General features: G+C 40.2%; 26 protein-coding genes and 1 other RNA gene. 3 read left to right on the top strand and 24 right to left on the bottom strand.

The window, feature by feature from the left end; genetic code table 11:
* Positions 1-108: 108 nt before the first annotated feature.
* From O1450_RS12445 to O1450_RS12345, 21 genes are all read right to left on the bottom strand, one after another.
* The gene (locus O1450_RS12445) at positions 109-1,659 is read right to left on the bottom strand and encodes a hypothetical protein (protein WP_269228672.1); all 1,551 of its coding nucleotides are present in this window, start codon (positions 1,657-1,659) and stop codon (positions 109-111) included.
* Positions 1,656-2,201: a DUF3486 family protein gene (locus O1450_RS12440; RefSeq protein WP_269228671.1), complete on the bottom strand. Its 546-nt coding sequence runs from the start codon at positions 2,199-2,201 to the stop codon at positions 1,656-1,658. The genes O1450_RS12445 and O1450_RS12440 overlap by 4 nt, the downstream gene beginning before the upstream one ends.
* Positions 2,202-2,203: 2 nt before the next feature.
* The gene (locus O1450_RS12435; RefSeq protein ID WP_269228670.1) at positions 2,204-2,515 is read right to left on the bottom strand and encodes a hypothetical protein; all 312 of its coding nucleotides are present in this window, start codon (positions 2,513-2,515) and stop codon (positions 2,204-2,206) included.
* Entirely contained in the window at positions 2,512-2,856 is a 345-nt protein-coding gene (locus O1450_RS12430) for a hypothetical protein (RefSeq protein WP_269228669.1), read from the bottom strand. Before O1450_RS12430 ends, O1450_RS12435 begins: the two co-directional genes overlap by 4 nt.
* Positions 2,853-3,434 (bottom strand): DUF7940 domain-containing protein, encoded by a 582-nt coding sequence (locus O1450_RS12425; protein WP_269228668.1) that lies wholly within the window; start codon positions 3,432-3,434, stop codon positions 2,853-2,855. Before O1450_RS12425 ends, O1450_RS12430 begins: the two co-directional genes overlap by 4 nt.
* Before the next feature lie 3 nt (positions 3,435-3,437).
* A complete protein-coding gene (locus O1450_RS12420; protein ID WP_269228667.1) occupies positions 3,438-3,902 on the bottom strand; it encodes a D-Ala-D-Ala carboxypeptidase family metallohydrolase in 465 nt (154 codons plus the stop codon).
* Positions 3,903-4,012: 110 nt separating this feature from the next.
* Positions 4,013-4,429: a Mor transcription activator family protein gene (locus O1450_RS12415; protein WP_269228666.1), complete on the bottom strand. Its 417-nt coding sequence runs from the start codon at positions 4,427-4,429 to the stop codon at positions 4,013-4,015.
* Between the two features lies 1 nt (position 4,430).
* Entirely contained in the window at positions 4,431-4,829 is a 399-nt protein-coding gene (locus tag O1450_RS12410; RefSeq protein WP_269228665.1) for a gp16 family protein, read from the bottom strand.
* A complete protein-coding gene (locus tag O1450_RS12405) occupies positions 4,826-5,245 on the bottom strand; it encodes a hypothetical protein (RefSeq protein ID WP_269228664.1) in 420 nt (139 codons plus the stop codon). The genes O1450_RS12410 and O1450_RS12405 overlap by 4 nt, the downstream gene beginning before the upstream one ends.
* Entirely contained in the window at positions 5,242-5,445 is a 204-nt protein-coding gene (locus O1450_RS12400; RefSeq protein WP_269228663.1) for a hypothetical protein, read from the bottom strand. The genes O1450_RS12405 and O1450_RS12400 overlap by 4 nt, the downstream gene beginning before the upstream one ends.
* Before the next feature lie 65 nt (positions 5,446-5,510).
* Positions 5,511-5,762 carry a hypothetical protein gene (locus tag O1450_RS12395; protein ID WP_269228662.1) on the bottom strand — a complete coding sequence of 84 codons (252 nt, stop codon included), beginning with the start codon at positions 5,760-5,762 and terminating at the stop codon, positions 5,511-5,513.
* A gap of 4 nt (positions 5,763-5,766) precedes the next feature.
* Positions 5,767-5,833: hammerhead ribozyme type II (locus tag O1450_RS12390), an RNA gene on the bottom strand.
* Complete coding sequence (locus O1450_RS12385; RefSeq protein ID WP_269228661.1) at positions 5,832-5,999, bottom strand: hypothetical protein; 168 nt, start codon at positions 5,997-5,999, stop codon at positions 5,832-5,834. The genes O1450_RS12390 and O1450_RS12385 overlap by 2 nt, the downstream gene beginning before the upstream one ends.
* 9 nt (positions 6,000-6,008) lie before the next feature.
* Positions 6,009-6,626 carry a DUF3164 family protein gene (locus O1450_RS12380; protein ID WP_269228660.1) on the bottom strand — a complete coding sequence of 206 codons (618 nt, stop codon included), beginning with the start codon at positions 6,624-6,626 and terminating at the stop codon, positions 6,009-6,011.
* A 9-nt stretch (positions 6,627-6,635) separates the two neighbouring features.
* Positions 6,636-6,956, bottom strand: coding sequence for a hypothetical protein (locus O1450_RS12375; protein WP_269228659.1), 321 nt, complete (start codon positions 6,954-6,956; stop codon positions 6,636-6,638).
* Entirely contained in the window at positions 6,953-7,303 is a 351-nt protein-coding gene (locus O1450_RS12370) for a LysR family transcriptional regulator (protein ID WP_269228658.1), read from the bottom strand. Before O1450_RS12370 ends, O1450_RS12375 begins: the two co-directional genes overlap by 4 nt.
* Positions 7,269-7,514, bottom strand: a complete 246-nt coding sequence (locus tag O1450_RS12365; protein WP_269228657.1) for a hypothetical protein — start codon at positions 7,512-7,514, stop codon at positions 7,269-7,271. Before O1450_RS12365 ends, O1450_RS12370 begins: the two co-directional genes overlap by 35 nt.
* Entirely contained in the window at positions 7,507-8,181 is a 675-nt protein-coding gene (locus O1450_RS12360; RefSeq protein WP_269228656.1) for a hypothetical protein, read from the bottom strand. Before O1450_RS12360 ends, O1450_RS12365 begins: the two co-directional genes overlap by 8 nt.
* An 18-nt stretch (positions 8,182-8,199) precedes the next feature.
* Positions 8,200-8,940 carry an ATP-binding protein gene (locus tag O1450_RS12355; RefSeq protein ID WP_269228655.1) on the bottom strand — a complete coding sequence of 247 codons (741 nt, stop codon included), beginning with the start codon at positions 8,938-8,940 and terminating at the stop codon, positions 8,200-8,202.
* Between the two features lie 56 nt (positions 8,941-8,996).
* Positions 8,997-11,162: a Mu transposase C-terminal domain-containing protein gene (locus O1450_RS12350; RefSeq protein ID WP_269228654.1), complete on the bottom strand. Its 2,166-nt coding sequence runs from the start codon at positions 11,160-11,162 to the stop codon at positions 8,997-8,999.
* Positions 11,159-11,434 (bottom strand): helix-turn-helix domain-containing protein, encoded by a 276-nt coding sequence (locus O1450_RS12345; RefSeq protein WP_018678313.1) that lies wholly within the window; start codon positions 11,432-11,434, stop codon positions 11,159-11,161. The genes O1450_RS12350 and O1450_RS12345 overlap by 4 nt, the downstream gene beginning before the upstream one ends.
* A gap of 148 nt (positions 11,435-11,582) precedes the next feature.
* Between O1450_RS12345 and O1450_RS12340 the strand changes: the two genes are divergently transcribed.
* From O1450_RS12340 to O1450_RS12330, 3 genes are all read left to right on the top strand, one after another.
* Positions 11,583-12,320, top strand: a complete 738-nt coding sequence (locus tag O1450_RS12340; RefSeq protein ID WP_269228653.1) for a hypothetical protein — start codon at positions 11,583-11,585, stop codon at positions 12,318-12,320.
* A 1-nt stretch (position 12,321) separates the two neighbouring features.
* Positions 12,322-12,519 carry a hypothetical protein gene (locus O1450_RS12335; protein ID WP_269228652.1) on the top strand — a complete coding sequence of 66 codons (198 nt, stop codon included), beginning with the start codon at positions 12,322-12,324 and terminating at the stop codon, positions 12,517-12,519.
* Between the two features lie 356 nt (positions 12,520-12,875).
* The gene (locus O1450_RS12330) at positions 12,876-13,226 is read left to right on the top strand and encodes an RcnB family protein (RefSeq protein WP_269228651.1); all 351 of its coding nucleotides are present in this window, start codon (positions 12,876-12,878) and stop codon (positions 13,224-13,226) included.
* 40 nt (positions 13,227-13,266) lie between these two features.
* Here O1450_RS12330 and O1450_RS12325 read toward each other — a convergent pair whose 3' ends face one another.
* From O1450_RS12325 to O1450_RS12315, 3 genes are all read right to left on the bottom strand, one after another.
* On the bottom strand, positions 13,267-13,764 hold the full coding sequence (locus O1450_RS12325; protein ID WP_269228650.1) for a phosphate-starvation-inducible protein PsiE: 498 nt from the start codon (positions 13,762-13,764) through the stop codon (positions 13,267-13,269).
* A gap of 122 nt (positions 13,765-13,886) precedes the next feature.
* On the bottom strand, positions 13,887-15,668 hold the full coding sequence (locus O1450_RS12320; protein ID WP_269228649.1) for an acyl-CoA dehydrogenase C-terminal domain-containing protein: 1,782 nt from the start codon (positions 15,666-15,668) through the stop codon (positions 13,887-13,889).
* A gap of 161 nt (positions 15,669-15,829) precedes the next feature.
* Entirely contained in the window at positions 15,830-17,632 is a 1,803-nt protein-coding gene (locus tag O1450_RS12315) for an acyl-CoA dehydrogenase C-terminal domain-containing protein (protein ID WP_269228648.1), read from the bottom strand.
* Positions 17,633-17,941 lie beyond the last annotated feature (309 nt).

Raw genomic sequence — 17,941 nt, 5'->3', positions numbered from 1 at the left:
AGCCTTGCGCTGCTGTGATCACAGTAGCGGGGCTTTGCTTTGCGACAAGCTTAGGTTGTCATAAAGGGGCGTTAGATTGTTCCCGCAATCTAACGTCACCCCGTTCAATTACATATATTTAAAATCTGAAAGTAAGCTTTCTAAATCATCACCGAACTCATCAGAATCTAGGTTTATTGAAATAGACATAAATTCAATTGGAGCTTCAGGATTGCAACTTGCAAAGTCACAAAGCAAGTGAGCAATACCACTATCACCATGTCGGTTTTTATCAGTGTTAGACTTTCCAGCTTCAGGAATACGGGCAACGCCTTTAACTAATACAAATGCCCGATGATCTTCTTGAATATCCCGATCCGCTGGCATATCAATAATTTCACCATCTTCTAAAGCCGCTTTGAAATGCGGTGTATTCTCTCGATACCAGCCCTCATTCAGCATGACTGCTTCAATACGTTCACCGTATACAATCTTTAATGCTTCAGCTAAAAAGCCACCGTTACCCGTGGCATCTTGTGCGCCTTTTCTTAGGTTCGGCAACATAGCTAAAATAAGCAGCATGACTTTTTCTTGCTGCTTATACGGCACGTTAAACATTTCAAAAACAAATGGGCAATAGCGTCTGCCGTCTTGTTTACGCTGGTTCATCCAAAGTGAACAAGCATTTTTCTTACGTGCAAAGTCTAAGCCGTAGTAGCTTTCCTCTTGTCGAGGCAGCGCTTCCAGTAATGGTTTAAGATGTTCATTAAACCATTCTTCCATCTCAACCATACGGCTGATCTCAGACGTATCTTGATGCTCCCAATGCTTTGGAGCTGTGAACCGTAAAACAGGAATATCAAAGTTTTTACGCTTATTCAGTAAAGCAACGGATAGCCATTTGCCGCCACCATTGCTAGGAATTACATCCAGTTCCTCAGTAGCACCGTCACCATAGAATGAATAGATTTCCTCTACCCAGACTTTTTCTTCTTCTAAATCGTAGTCCGTACCTTTACGCATACAAACACGTTTATAAAGCCCTTGTTCAACAGCTTCATGAAAGGTGACTCGATGTACTGTACCTTTACGCTTTCCAGCTCTAATCTCTTGGATCAGTACATTAAACGGATTATCTTCACCATCATGTGTACTAATAATCCGAACTTTACCGCCCCAAATTAAGAAAGCCATAGCCGCCTTAATCAGCTCATCTAGGTCATCATGGAACGCGGCTTCATCCAGTACCAAAATACCTTGTCGACCACGCAAGTTAGATGGTCGGCTGGTGAGCGCTTCAATTCTTAAACCCGATTTCGGATAACGAATAATAAACGTTTGAATCTGTTTATCACCGTCCTCCCAAATGCCGTCCTCTATCTCAGCCGCAGCAAGGTCATAAGCTTTTGACCACATTGCACAGGCTTGGATAAATTCGACAGTCATATCTTTGTTGTAGCCAACATAATAGATATTCTGTCCACCCGCGTTTCGATCAGTTGACGCAATCAATGCAACGTCAGCAGCTTCAGCCCAAGTCAGACCGATACGACGAGACTTTTCCGCAATTTTAAGCGGGCTATCATCTGCTACCCATTGCTGTTGGTACGGCAATAAGACCGCTGGAACGCGGTCAAACTCAGGCATCAAGTCGGCAAGTGGGGTCGGGTTCATCGTCATTTTTTCGCAATCCCCAAAATTTGAGATCGAATTTCAGCAGCCGATTCTTTGGATAGACCGCCTTTTTTAATAATATTTTCAACCGCTTTGGCAGCAGCTTCGACCTTGTCACGAACTTCCAATTCCCATTTTTTCTGATTCACTGAAGCTTTGGAAATTTCCGCAACACCTTTACTAACTTTAGCCAACAACGTTAGACGTTCTTCAGGTTTGGTGTTTTCATTCAACTGCTGCAAAGCAATAAAACACTCGAAATATTCAGACTGAACCATTGAAAGCATTGCAGAGTTAAGTGCTTCACCATCATCTTTGACAGCGTCTTTAAACAGCAAAGCGGCTTGTGTGCTGGCTTGGATTGCCGCTAACTTTTGCTCAAGTTTCTGTCCATAGCGGTGTACGCTGGATTTGCCAACGTTGTAACCACGTTCAGCTAAAATGGCTGCAATTTCTTCATAGCCATTAAAGCCACAATCCATAAAGCGACGATCTAGCCATTGCTTATCTTCAGGATTTAATTGATCAATTGCAGACTCACGCCCCATAATTACTTCCAGTATTTTTCAGGGCGTGCAATACCAGCTTGGCAATCAATCGTGTACTCAACACAATCAATACCAAGACGATCAAGCTTTGCGTGCCAATGACCATCGGGGCGTTTTGTGATTTCGACCATCTTACGCTCTTGTAGATAGTCCAGTTGGATGTGCAACTCTTGAGGGGTAGTATCTGAATAAATTGCTTGCATCACATCGAGCAGCAACGTATCTAACGCCCCCAATGGTCGGGCTTTGTCCAACGCATTTAATAAGTGCCAGCGCATCCCTTCGCGACGGATTTTTTGAACATCAAAGCTCATTGTTGAACCCCTTGTTTAATTTGTACTTTCTCTAATTTTTCAGCCAAAGCATCGAGCTTTGATTCAAGTACGGTTTGACCACGAATATAGTCATCACGTGCGATATAGCGAAAAGGCATATCCGCTTTAAACTCTAAAAATTGGCGCTCCAAAGCGCGAATTTCTTCCTGACCTTTGGCGGCTTGCTTGGCAACTTCTTCAATTTTTTGATTTGTAGATTCAAAGTTTTGCTGAATGTTGCGATTAATCTGATTACCCAAAATTTTAACCATCCCGACCACAGACCCAATGACTGTGGCAAGGATTAAAAACACTTGATAGGCTTCAAGCTGGAATGTCATGCAGCCCCCTTATTATCATCAGCAGGGGGCAACGGTTTAGATTGATTGACAAAGCGTAGAATCCCGCCACTGATTGCAATACCAGCAATCACGGCTAAGCGGATGTGATCAGGCAATACCGCTAAAACTTCAGGCGGGATCGGTACTGTTGCTGCTACTGTGATCAACCCAAATGCCCACGTAGATATCCATTTCCAACCATGTCGCCAGTTTTCGACCAAAAACTTTTGTTGTGGTTCAAAAAATGAAGCATCTTTAGCATTAACAGAACTTAAAAAATCAATTTCATTTTTTAATGTTGAAACGCTGGCTTTATGAGCTAAAGACTGCTCAAGCATCTGCTTTCTATGCGCTTTTTCTAAAGTTGATTTTTGATTAGCAAGCTCATTTTCACCTTTCAAACGTCCAGCACTGTAACCTTCTTTAAGGGCTTGTTCGTGAGTGAAATCCAACTGCTCATTATGTTCGGCATGTAAGCGTTCAATGATGTTAGACATCTGAACTTGCTTTTTAATATGCCGTTCAACTCTATTGAGCTGTGCCAAAGGGCGGGCAGGGCGTTTAACTTTACTGGTCATGAATTATTTAATCCCTTGAGAATATTCAGTTACGCCTTTTACTTTTTTAGCCGTTAGAACTTGCCCACGTTGTTCACCTTTTTGGCTTTTGTAACCAATGTGAACCCATTCATTAAACTCAAGAATGATTTGATCAAATTTAATGCCGCGCTTTGTTAATTCTTCAGCCAAAAATGTTGCAACTTCTTTAGGCGTACCAAATGAGGGACAGATAAAATCAATCGCATAACCAACACAATGAGCCGATGATTTACTACCCCCAACAGCTTTATTCACGGCAATTGAACGATAGCCTGAACTAATTAAAATAGGTTTATTCAATACATCACGCGTCGGCTGGAATAGCTCATGACAAGCTGTAATCAAATTTGCTTGATGATCAGTAGATGGGATATTTTCAATCCCTTTACGAACCGCAGTATTACTATGTAATAACTCGGCTAATGTAAAATTCTTTGTGACTTGCATGAGTAACCCCAATTTTGTTATTGGGTACATTTTTATATTTATAATTTAAGTAGTTTAGATGGAATGAGTTCCTATAAAAATAAAGCCACATTTTTAAATGTGGCTTTTAATCAATCAAACATATCAAGCTGTCTGTCATTATTTTTTCCGTCTTGCTGCTTGGGCTGCTTCCATCTTCGTTTTAACTCTCTAACCCAACGTGAACTAATTCCATACTTTTTAGCGACCTCATCATCATGGAGCTTTTCACTATCAAGACGTATTTTTTCATGTCGCAAATATTCGGCATATTCGCGGGCATAGGGAATATAAATCATATCCCCATTCCAATATTCACAGATTTTTTTGAGATTATTAAAACCGATCAGGTGCGCCAGCTCATGACGGTCATTCACCATTTTTGTCGTGGGTAGTTTTAAATCACGCCCGCCATATTGCTGAACTATGGCAAGCGTAGTCGTTAGATCAGTTAAGCGAACCATCGTTTTTAACGTTTCGGGTAACTTATCTAAAAATTCATCATTCATCTTATTTTGCCCCCCGTTTTTTTTGATATTCCAATGCCGCTACAATTTTCCAAAGTTCATGCTCAGTGCAAAATTCTAACGCTTCTTTGTTAAACATCTTTTTGGCAATACCGATTGCATAGTTCCAATGCTTGCCCGCATCAGCAAGCAATGCTTCAATCTTTGCTATAAGCTGCTCTTTAGAAAGTTTGACTTTAGGCTTTTGCCCGAAGTCTTTACGTTGATTAAAACCCAAAGTCTCCATGTGCTGTAAAACATGAATAAGATGATCATCGCTCATGTCTTTAGCAGATCGCTTGCCCGTGACATGCTCAAGCATGTCACGGTAGGTATCATCATCAAGACCAAGCGACTTTTTGCCCATGTGAATTGCAGCAATCCTGTTTTTACGGCTGATCATGCTGGCATCTCCGTCACCAGCTCAATAGAGTCACTAACTTTGATCAGGTGATTGATTGCTGTACGTCCTGATAGGAAATGACTACCTTTTCCGACATATTTCTTATCTAAATTAGGAAAATATTTATAGGCGTTACGTTTTCCAAATTCTTTGATAATTTTTTTCTTTTCCACTGAGCTATAAAATGCCTTGGTAATAATCGGTAAAAATTTACTTTCCACATGCTCATCAGGTTTAGTGAACCAAACACCTTTAAAATAGCTATTTACATAAACACTGATTGCAAGCTTCGTATTTTTTACTTGAACCAACTGAAGGTCTACGGTGTGACCGTCGCACTTCAGTTTTACTTGTTTCCATTGGCTTTTGAGCCGTTCAATAGCAAAGTCCTTTTGAGCTTTAGTTAAAGTTTTCATTTTTTACCTAACCTTGCCAGCTTTGCACGTGCATCAGCTAATTCAACTAACAGGTGAACCGAGAAATCAAAATAATCTGTTAAAGCGGTGTTATAGTCCTTTGCCTCAATCTGTTTCCATACAGCGACTTCAGCTTCACATTGCTTTGTAACTTTATTTTGATTGGATTCAGTAATTTTCTTCAGTTTGGTTTTAATCATGCGACTTCTCCCAAACTTTCCACCACTTCAGGCGGTAAATTCTCTAAATCTTCAATTTTGATCATCTATTTTTTTCCTGTTGGAATTGCGCTAAATATTTTTCTAACGTTTGTAAAATTCTTCGCAGAACTATATCTCACGCTTACTAAAAGCCCGTTAATACCTTCCATAGTCGAAATATCACCATCTGTATCAAGAACAAATCCACGTTCAGGAACTAGGTCACTATCATTTAGCTCAGGGTATTCTTTACCGTCCATGATCAAGTACACATGATCACGGTCTCCATCAATTAAAAGTTCTGCACCATCACTCATAAAATCCTCGCTGCTCATCAGTACCAAGTCACGACGCTTGGCAGACACGGGCAGAAGCCCGTGTTTCGCTTATTTGTAAAGTTGAACCGCTGAATCAATTGCAAACTGAAGAACGGTATTCTTTGCAATTGTTTGATTCGCATAGTTCAAAATGTGGTACTCGAAGTAACCTGAAAGATTAAATTTCTTTTCAACTCTCAAGTCGTTTTGAGTTAGAAAAGCAGTGATTGCATTCATAACAGCACCTTAAACATTAGCTAGATCAAGCGAGATCGGCTGGTATTTGCCTTCAGCGTCACGCTCATAAAAGCGGATATAATCTTTGCTATCAGTAATGATGATGCTGTCGCTGATTGCTCTCATGGCATCAAGCCACTTCGGATCATCAATGTTGTGACGACGCAGCCCAAGCACACGACCAGTTGAGATTTTTCCCTCTTTATCAACTTGGAAAGCATCAAGAACCAACGTTTTTAAGTTGATATTTGAGTCAGTCGACCAAGACTGAATACACTCATCAATTAAGGCTTTTGCAGCTTGTAAGCGCTCATCAAAACGGATGTAGTCTTGAATCTGTCTAACGATCTTGAAGCGACCATCAAAGCTATGCAGCGTTACATTTCCTTTAGTACCGCCAAGCTGAACGTCATACTGTTCAGCCGAAAGCTCTACAAATGCGCCAATATCGCCAAAAGCTAAGCCCTTAAAATCACGCAAACGTTCTTGCTCAGCTTTTGCACTTTCACAAAGGCGTACCACTAAGTCGCTACGTACTAAGTCCATTTGCTTGATTTGAGACAATGGAATCAAACGACCTCTCATGTCTTGTAAATAACCTTCAGGTACTTGCATTGCTGTATTCATATAATTCACCTAAATTTTTCCTAAAATTTTCAAATATCTAATTCTGTTACCTACGGCAATGGATGTACGATTCAATGATTGTGCTATCAACTTATGACAACGTTTTTCACGATACATACTGATCAATTGAGCCGTATGCTCGTCAGACCAACGCGGGGTTTTAAGCTGAATATCTTCCAGTTCTAAACGTGTGCGAATCGCTCTATTTACCCCGTAAATGGTGCGCCCTAAAACTTCGGCAATTTCGGGAACTGACAGACCCGCTTCCCGCATTTCAATGAGCTTGTTTATTTCCCAACCCGACCATCGAGACCACTTAATAGCTGTCATACTTTCGTCCTCAATTCACAGCTCTGACATTCTCGCCAATGCCGCATTTCTGCGGGATTGTGCGTAGGGGCATCACGTTCTTTAAAAGCCTTACATTCAGCAGGGCTAATAGATTTTTCTAAAAATGGGCAACCTACCTGTCCAAGCATTTTTAAAACGTGCTTCTCAAGATTTTCAGTGCTGCCGATGTACTTATCTCTAAGAGCAAGTGATAAGCTTGTTCGGGCATAGCCCAATTCATTAGCAACCGCTTGAATACTTCCCAATTCTTTTACACGGGCATGTAGGAGTTGCTTCCAAAGCGGTTGATCCTCAGAAGCAAGCTGCTGACAAGACAGATTTTGCATACCAAAGTCCTCCGTACATGACTACAATCAGGGCTATTAAAATGCCTACAAAAGCAGGGTAAAAACGTTTGCTATACACAAGTTCATCCTGAGCCATTGCAGTACGTTTGCGCTCACGATCAAGCTCAGCAACCAAACGCGCACGATCACGTTGTAAAAAACCTTTTTTATCTTCTGAAACTGTAAAACTTGTTTGAACTTGGTTATTCATTCTCTAATTCCTTACTCTCAGACACACCGTGCTTACGTTCTTCTTCGAGAATCGGTGTATCTTGAAACATGATTTTGTTTAAGTTGTAGTCGAATACTTGAATTGCACGACGCACGGATGGTGGCTTAGCACCTGTATTCATTGATGGGATTAACTGGTATTTCGCTTGACCATTTTTGCGGTATGTAGACTGTTTGGTTATGCGAACATAACCAGCATCTAACAAAGCTTTTAAAAACAATGATGCTGAACTACTTTTAATTTCGAGCGTTTCAGTGCTTGAAATTTTTGCAATTTCATCGGCAGAAAAAGCGTTACCTGTTATTCTGAGCGTGTTCCAAATCGCTTGGTGCGCGGACATAGACTCAACAACTTCACCATTTTTTCGCACCATTGGAGCAGAGTATCCAACATCATTAACAAGCGAATAAAAGATCGTTTGAATTGCCTTAGAGCGACCTTTCACAGGCTCTCTGCGGATTTCTTTAATGAAACCCGCAAGCTCTAATCCTTTGATATAGTCATGAGCACTCGTATAGTTCATTCGAGCTTCTGCACAAACTTGTTTTGCTGTAAATTCAGAAGCATTTTTGCGTATAGCAGTCCACAGGCGCTGTCTTGGCGCTGCGTATGGAGCTTGTTTAACTGCTTTTACTTGAGTGTTCATTTTTTAAATAATCCGTTATTAAAATGTACGTGGCTTAGGGCTTTCGCCAGTTAAGAAACCGTGATGTAAAACATCTTTAAGATTTTTTACTGTGATTAGGTCTATGCCGTTTTCGAGAGCTAATTCATTCATCATTTCAAGATTGCTAGACACGCGACGTGTTGAGCCTTTAACTGATGCAATAAGCTGTTCAAGCACTGGTGACTCGATTTCAATATCATGTGCATAAATATCTTTAAGAAGTACGCAATCATTTAGATCGGTAGGTAATGCGCCAGCCCAGTTCAAGACGCGCCCATGAAAACGCTCCCATTTTTCTAATTTTCTTGGTAGAAGTTCTTCACCAATAACCAAAATCGTTCCCTGAGATGCTTCATAAAGGTCTCGTACTATTTCAACCTTTGAGCTATTAACAAGGTGATCAAATTCATCAACGATCAAAGGCTTGCGAGTTTTTGCCAGTTCTGCACTTGCTAGTTCCATCATCTCATTTAAAGTTGGCGGAACAGGGATACACATTTCACGTAATACGGCTTGAAGAAATGACTTACGTGTATAAGTTGATTTCACTTGCACATAGAAAGCCCCAGTCATAGTCGCTACATGGTTTGCAGCAAATGACTTGCCGTAGCCGCTTGGGCCATACAACCCAGCAAGACCAGGCAAGTTAGGGTTGCGGTTCAAAGTACGCATTACAGCGTCATAGCACTGTGCAATGTTACGAGTCTTTGCAATGCCGTTATTGACAGAAATATTCATTTCGTACATCCTTAAATTGTTCAAAAGGTCATCACTTTGGTTTTGTTCGAGCAAAACTAAAGATCATTGGATACACGCAGTTGCTCAGTAGTTTCCAAGTGCTGTTGCAACTGTTTATCCTCATTACATAAAAGCTTGAATTTTTTAGATTGTTGGAATAACTCCCAAAACTTTCTATCCTCCTCAGTGAGCGATTCACCAGTTAAAATTGCGTGATCTAAAAGCATCCAACGAGCTACTTTGTCATCAGATTGCAATTCATTTCTTTCAGTAGGTATGACGTGCTTCACGTCAAAAATTTGCTTTTCTTGACGCACTGGTAAAGCATCCATTTCCGCAAAAATTTCAGCAGTTGCCTTTCGGGTAGGGAAAGTAATGACTGTCTGTTGCTCGATATGCTCAATCACTTTCTGTGGGTTAAGCTCTGCCATGACTTCAGACTGTTTGACAGCTAAACGACGCATACGACCAGCCGCACGTTGTTCGCGAGCTTTTTCCATAACAGATTTAGGAAAGTAATCACGCTTGTTGTCATTCCATATAGCAACGCAGATCAAGCGACCATCCATATCGCGTACTGTGACTTTCTCAGCACAATGGATGTCATAACCAACTTGCACCAACTCATCGTGGTATTGCTCAAGATCACGGTGAAAATATCGGTTACTAAACAACTCGATTTCACAACGACGAACCTTACGTTCGAGTGTTGGTCTAAAGAAGTTTTCAACGTCCCAATCATCAACACGATCAATGGGGTATTCTTGATCTAACGATACTTCCCACATTTCTAACGGGGTCATGTAACGTTTTTTCATCGTCACAGGGTCAGTGATACGCTTTAAGCTACTGTGTGGATTGTTGTTGTAACTGTTGACAACACCTTCAGCAAAAATCACAAAATCAGTCCATGACATTAACGCTTTAGATTGACCAAACTTAATGATTTCAGCACGTGTCAGCTTATGCACCTTATTACTGGCTTCAGCATCCATATCTTTACCCATATAAGTCGGTAAATTCTTGGCAGCTTTAACCCATAACGTTTTATGACTACGTTCTATCAAGCCTTTAGCTTGTGAGTTGTAAGGTAAAGCATGAGTAACAGTGACATTCAAACGGCTTAAAATACCGTTGGCACGACCTTTTAATAGCTCATTCTTATAGCCTGATCCGTTATCAACATAGAAAACCGCTGGTACTCCGCACTCAGTCGCACTCATTCGGATTGCATCAAGTACAGCCCAACGGTTTTCTGATAGATCAATAGACCAGCCCACAATCCGACGTGTTGCAACATCAATAATCGATGTGATCTCAGGTCGGAATGGTCTGCCTGAAATTGGATGTGCTATTTCAGCATCAAAACAATGACCATCGGCTGTATAAACATCTGTAGCAAAAAGATCAGAAGTATCACGACGTATAAAGCCCTTGATATTCTTTAATTCACGCGCCCCCATCCGACCTTTTTGAACTTCAACATTGCCCATCTTCTCATTCAAGAAACGATAAGCCTGTGCATAGCTAGGGCATTCGATATTGCTATCTAAATAACTAGGAAGCAGTTCCAATGCAGCGGTTAAAGTTGGTTTTTGTGGTTGCCCCCAAACTTTTAACAGGGCACTTGCCCAAGCTGGTAGGGTTGTCGCTCGTTGTTTCGGTGCTAAAACACTCAATAAATTAAGCTTATGCTTTTCAGCATCATCAACAGCACCGATCCAATCGAAAACTGAACGACGGCTAACAGTACGATCTTCGCCAGCTTTTGCATTTGCTTTACGAACTGCAATAAGCATTTCTTCAGGTAAAGTTTTCGCCACAGCTTGAGAAATAAATGACTCAACTGCTTTAGTTTTCTTAATTCCTGAAGTGACGCTGTTTTGAATATAGCGCACTACAAATAAACGGTTTTCTGCAACTTCGCGTTGCCATTCCATTAGATCATTCGCATTTGGTAAATTTTGAGCAACAGCAATCTCTAAAGATTGTTCGTAATTAACCATGTTGTTTAGTTCGCTTTTCATTTGTTTAAGCACGACTAACTGAGTTAATTCATCATTTAGTTCGTATTCCTTTCTTAAACCTCCTTTCCCTCGACTTGGAACTTCTCTATACTTGAATTGCTTGTTTAAGACGTATTTTTCTAACCCTCTACGAGTAGTGGGTAAACCAACCAATTCAAGTGCTTGTAAATCAGCAATGCTGTAGTACGCTTTCATTTACATTCACTCTTGTTGTAACGTGGATAAATACGCTTGTTATCAGTAGTCCAACGCTCTGGAAATAGCTCAAATAAAGGCTTTTCAAGAAAATTAGAGATAACACGCTCTGCTTCTAAACTCGGTTTAATCAACGCGCTGCGAATAGAAGATTCAGGCATTTGGTGAACTCTCGCTAAAGCTGCAAGACTGCCGCCCTTACGGCAAATTGCAGCTTTAATCGAGTATCTGTCCCAAATTTGTTCGCTTGGGTTTTGTGTGATTGCACCCATAAGAACTCCTTAACCTGCCAAAAATGGCATTTTTTTAAATCGTTAGAATCAACGTTTGTCGAATCTAACGCTAGATTAATTCGTAATTAGTTCGTTGTAAATAGTTCGTAATTTAATTTACGAACAAATTTAAGGGTGTTTCTAGCAAATGATTGAAAATAAAGAAGATATAATTGTTCGTTATTCTGAATTTAATTTTGCAGAGTGTTCGCAATTTAAGGAATTTAATTGCGAACATGAAATGACAGATATTCAAAAGCGGATGTACTTCCTTATGATGCATAGTGAAATGCAGAGAGGAAAAGGGGAATCACTTTATAGTTGGAGTGGTAGAGTAGGGCTTTCCCGATCTACTGCATTCGGAATATTCAACAAAGGCAATGCAACAATGCATAGTTCTGTAGCTCAGAAGATCGCAGCGGCAACAGGTGCAAATGAGCAATGGGTTCAGAATGGTATTGGAGAACCATTTACTGCGCACAATGCTGTGACACATAGCAATAATAATTCGGATACGAATAAGGTTGAAACAGAAGGGCTAACGATTACAACTGCGATTGATAAAGACAAACTACAGCAGGCATTTGAGACAACAGAACAAGCACTTAATGATCAACATAAGACCATGAAGCCTGAGCCAAAGGCTGAATTTATTATCATGCTTTATACGGCATTAATTGATAATGAAAAGCAGAATTTTGATAAAAAATTATTAAATACAGCGATTTACTTGGTAGAGAATGAATTGTCTGTTCAGCGACATATTATGTCGCCTGATAAAAAAACTTTATTGATTATAGCTATTTACACGCTGTATATTGACGGCGCTTCAAACGTAGAAGCATTAGAACTTTCGATTAAAAATTTAATAAGGAGTGCCGCCTAATATGCCTGATTCAAATATTGTCCGTTTCTTCAACAAAAATGCAGAGGATTTACAAACACAACGAACATCTTTAAAGGTTGAAATCTATGGGGTAAAAATTGAAATGGATGTCTATGGTAAAGACAATACAGGAATAAAGGATTTTCTTGAAACTTGTCTAAGAACTGCTTCTACGTCCTCCCACGCTAGTGCAAAATAATAATTAAAAAAATCCGCCGCCGCCAAATTCAAATAATTTAGTGCAGAAAAAAGGGTAAAGTCATGATCTAGCTTTACCCAACAAAAAAAAATCCTCAAATCCTTACAGTTCAATCACTTCATCCCGCTTCATCCCATTACTTCCCACATCTTCCCAGTTCTCCCTAGTGCAGAATCAATTAGAAAGTCACAATTATTCGCTGATTTTAAATGTTTTTTTGAATTTTATTCAAAATAGAAATCTCCATAATTTCTTGGCTTTCATTACAAAGCTTTGCAATGTCGTGGGTTTTATTCATGCTTTCTCCTTGAGTTTTTCTTAATCTAATTTTAGATCGAAAAACAGAGGATCAAACAATGAAGAAGACAGTCGTGTTATTGGTATCAACGATGATACTTGGTGTATCTGCTTCAGCAATGGCAGATTCAAATCGTTGGAACCATGATCATAAAGATCGCTATGAGCACCGTTACGATCATCGTGAACAACCACGCTGGTCGAATGGCGACCGTGGTCATCATTATGGTCAACGTATCAGCCTTAAACGTGGCGAGCGTTTACCGTCAGAATTCCGTAGTAACCGCTATGTGATTTCTAACTATCGGACTCACCGTTTGTATGAACCACCGCGCGGCTATAACTGGATGCAGGTACAAGGTAAATATGTTTTAGTCGACTCGAAATATCGCGTGTTGAGAGTGGCTTAAACTAAGTAATAAAAAACAGGCATCTCACCTGCTTTTTTATTTATGCTAGTTCATCATCTTGTGGTCTTGGTGTTTTATTTGCAGGGAGTTGTTGTTCATGGTCTTTACCTCGGATAACAGATGGGTAGTTCCATGAAGCAAAACGTACCACCCAAATTGCCAAAGCTAAGATCAGAATAGAGCCCGTAATGATGACCAAATCCATAGAGGCTTTATGATTGTGTTGAATATCAGCAATCAGTAAACGAGTTAGTGCAGTAATTGCCACATAGATGAGGAAGCGTACAGGCATGTGATTGGTTTTAAAGTAGATACCAACCATTGCCCCTAGTTCTAAATAGATAAACAACAATAGGATGTCATCAATGGTAGCGTATTGTTTAACCGTCAAAATTTCAATGACGGTATGTACTGCTGACCAAGCAATCATACAGCCAATAATAAACAGAGCTAAATAGTGAAAGGCTTCAACCGCATAATGACCTAGACGGTCAAATAAACGTTGTAAATTTTCGAGTTTATCTTTGGAGTTTGACATACCGACTTATATTCTCAACATGATCATTAAAATGTTATGCAAGTTTTATGCTGATTTTATTATAGCCATAAAAAAACTGCCTAAACCAACTGATTTAGGCAGTTTTTAAAACCGAACTAGAATTAAGCTTGGTTTGTGAAATAATCTTCGCTGAAGTTCATGATTAAGTCAGAACCTGCTTTGATCTTCGCAAGGCGAGAATCAAGTTCTGGCAAAATACGGTCAACAAAGTACTGTGCCAAAGCAAGTTTGTTTTGGTAGAAGTCACCAGACTTGTCTTTTGCAGCAGCAGCAATCTTAGCAAACATATAAGCAAAGCTAAGTAGACCAACTGCGCTTAAGTAATCTACTGCAGTAGAGTTCGGGAACTCTACATTTTCAGCCGCTTGTTCAATGATGAACTGAGTGATTGCTTCGATTTCAGTTGCAGCATCTAAAGTCGCATCTTTAATGAAGTTTAAGTCAGTGTCTAATGCATTGGCAAAATCACGAATCTCAGTGATATATTCAGCGATGAAAGCACCACCACACTTAATCGTTTTACGACCAATTAAGTCTTGAGATTGAACGCCGTTTGTTCCTTCGTAAATTTGAGAAATACGAAGATCACGGATGCACTGTTCCATACCCCATTCACGAATATAACCGTGGCCACCAAATACCATTTGCGCATCTAAAGTTGCTTGGAATGCAGTATCTGTGAGGTAAGCTTTTGCAATTGGTGTTAACAGCGCAACACGGTCATTGGCTTTTTTCACTGCTTCTGCATCAGTAGAGAATTTAGTGATATCAAGCTGTTGACCTACATATACTGCAAATGCACGAGATGCTTCATTATTTGCACGTACATTCAATAACATACGACGAACATCACCGTGAACTAAGATGCTATCCGCAGGTTTGCTTGGAGATTTAACACCAGAAGCACTACGACCTTGTAAACGATCAGTCGCATATTGAGCTGCATTTTGGTAAGCAAATTCAGAAGCACCAAGACCTTGGATACCCATTGATAAACGTTCGTAGTTCATCATTACGAACATTGCTGCAAGACCTTCGTTTTCTTTACCAACGAGATAACCTTTTGCAGCATCAAAATTCATGACACAAGTTGCAGATGCCTTGATCCCCATTTTATGTTCGATTGAACCAGGGCCAACAGGGTTACGCTCACCTAAAGAACCATCTGCATTTACAATGTATTTCGGTACGATGAATAAAGAAATACCACGTGAACCCGCAGGTGCATCAGGTGTTTTTGCAAGAACTAAGTGAATGATGTTTTCAGCGAGATCGTGATCACCACCTGTAATGAAGATCTTAGTACCTGTAATGTTATAAGTACCATCTTCGTTACGTTCAGCTTTAGTTTTAATAATCCCTAAATCTGTACCTGCATGCGGTTCAGTTAAGCACATGGTACCTGACCATTCGCCAGAGTAGATTTTAGGTAAATACGTTTCTTTCTGTTCTTGTGATGCATAACTGCTTAACGCCATGCCTGCACCGACAGACAGTAGTGGATACAACAAGAATGATGGGTTGGTGGCAAAGAGCATTTCATCTGACAATACTGTCAGCATTTTTGGCATGCCTTGACCGCCCCATTCTTCATCAGCACCTAAGCCAATCCAACCACCTTCGGCGTATTGACGGAATGCTTCTTTAAAACCTGCTGGCGTGAAAACTTCACCGTTAACCCAACGCGCACCTTCTTCATCACCAGTACGGTTAAGTGGGTGAGTTACGTTTTGAGCAAATTTAGCCATTTCTTCTAAAATTGCTTCAGCTGTTGCAGCATCTACATGAGCAAGATTCTCATTAGACTGCCAAAATTGTTCAGCTTTAAATACATCATTTAAGATGAATTTCATGTCTGCTAAAGGTGCATTGTAAATTGGCATAATCGTTCCTTTTTATGCACAGGTCATGTGCAAAGTGATCAAATAAAACGAACAAATAAATTGAATAGTGTAAATTTAGCATTGATTAAACAAAAAAAGGACGGTCAAAACTGACCAGTCCTTTTTCTGTGATGAACGTTGCATCTCATTCTAATCTATGATTAGAACGCGAAGTGTTCCGCATCAAGTTCAAACAATGGTGCAACACCAGTTGAAAGTACATCTACGTGCGAGCGAACACGTGGCAAGATCTTCTTGAAGTAGAAGCGAGCAGTTGCTACTTTCGCATTATAGAAGTCAACTTCTGTTGAACCTTCAGCCAATTTCTCTTGAGCAACAAGTGCCATACGTGCCCATAGGAATGCAAGTGTTACATAACCAGAGAAGTACATGTAGTCAACCGCAGCTGCGCCAACTTCATCAGGGTTTTGCATTGCACGCATACCGATTTGCATCGTGATATCGCCCCATTCTTTGTTTGCAGCAGCCAATGGTGCAAGGAATTCTTGCATTGCAGCATTGTCTTTATTTGCTTCAACAAATTTATGGATGATCTTGGTGAAGTCTTTCAACATTGCACCTTGAGTTTGCAATACTTTACGACCTAAAAGATCAAGTGCTTGAATTTCAGTTGTTCCTTCGTATAAGCAAGCAATACGTGTATCACGTACGATTTGCTCCATACCGTGCTCAGAAATAAATCCGTGACCACCAAATACTTGCACACCGTGGTTTGCAGATTCATAACCAGTTTCAGTTAAGAATGCTTTAGCAATTGGCGTTAACAAAGATAAGATGTTGTCAGCAAACTTACGCTCTTCTTCAGTTTCGCCTTTTTCAACGATATCTGCATACTGAGCCAATAAGTAAACAAGTGCACGACCACCTTCAGCAAATGCTTTTTGAGTTAAAAGCATATTACGAACAGCAGGGTGAACAATAATTGGATCTGCTTCTTTTTCAGGTGCTTTAGGACCTGAAAGTGAACGCATTGCCAAACGATCTTTCGCATATGCTAAAGCACCTTGGAAAGAACCTTCAGATGCAGCAAGACCTTGAACGGCTGTACCAATACGTGCAGTATTCATGAATGTGAACATGCAGTTTAGGCCGCGGTTTTCTGGTCCAATCAAGTAACCTTTTGCTTTATCAAAGTTGATCACACAAGTTGCGTTACCATGGATACCCATTTTATGTTCAATTGAACCGCAGCGAACAGTATTGCGCTCACCGATAGAGCCATCTGCATTTACATTGAATTTCGGTACGATGAACAGCGAAATACCTTTAGTACCTTTAGGTGCGCCAGGTAAACGAGCAAGTACGATATGGATGATGTTTTCAGCCATGTCATGTTCACCAGCAGAGATAAAGATTTTCTCGCCAGAAATTGCATAGCTACCATCATCATTTGGTTCAGCTTTGGTTCGGGTAATACCTAAGTCTGAACCTGCATGAGATTCAGTTAAGCACATTGTACCTGTCCAAACACCTGATACAAGGTTTGGCATATACGTCGCTTTTTGTTCATCAGAACCATGGTGTTCAATTGTACGAACAGCACCATGAGAAAGACCTGGGTACATACCCCAAGACCAGTTGGCTGTACCAACCATCTCAGAAATTGTGATTCCTAGAGAGTTTGGTAATGCTTGACCGCCAAATTCTTCATCAGCAGAAAGAGATGGGAAACCAAGTTCGATATATTTTTGATACGCTTCTTTAAAGCCTGTAGGCGTAGTAACAACACCGTCATTCCAAGTACAACCTTCACGATCGCCTGATTGGTTGATAGGAGAAAGTTCATTCTCACAGAAATCAGCTGCTGCTTCTAAATATTGATCAACCAATTCGCGGCTTACGGTGCCTTGAAATGCAGGAAGTTTTGCGTAATGTGCTTCAGCATTTAATAATTCGTGCAATACGAACTGCATATCACGTAAGGGTGCTTTGTATTGTGGCATAGCATTTTCCTCAATACTGGTTAAACCAGAGTTATAATCTTAGTCAATAGTAAATATACCCAAAGGGTATCATTTTGTGTTGCTAATCGTGCAACAAGTTATAGTTCCGTACAAGCTTTAACAGGGCATTTCTTAGTGACTGTAAAGTCAAAGATAATGCTTAAATTATTTTAAAGCGTATTGATTGTAGGCAGTTTGCGTTGAATTCGCTCGTAATAATATGCAAAAAATCGTAAGCAGCTGTGTAATTAAAAATAATTGACTCTGCAAATAAATAAAAGGCGCTTGAGGCGCCTTGATAACGAAATA

It is taken from the genome of Acinetobacter sp. TR11 (genome assembly GCF_027105035.1).
Lineage (GTDB): Bacteria > Pseudomonadota > Gammaproteobacteria > Pseudomonadales > Moraxellaceae > Acinetobacter.
This window is presented reverse-complemented; position numbering and strand designations above follow the sequence as displayed.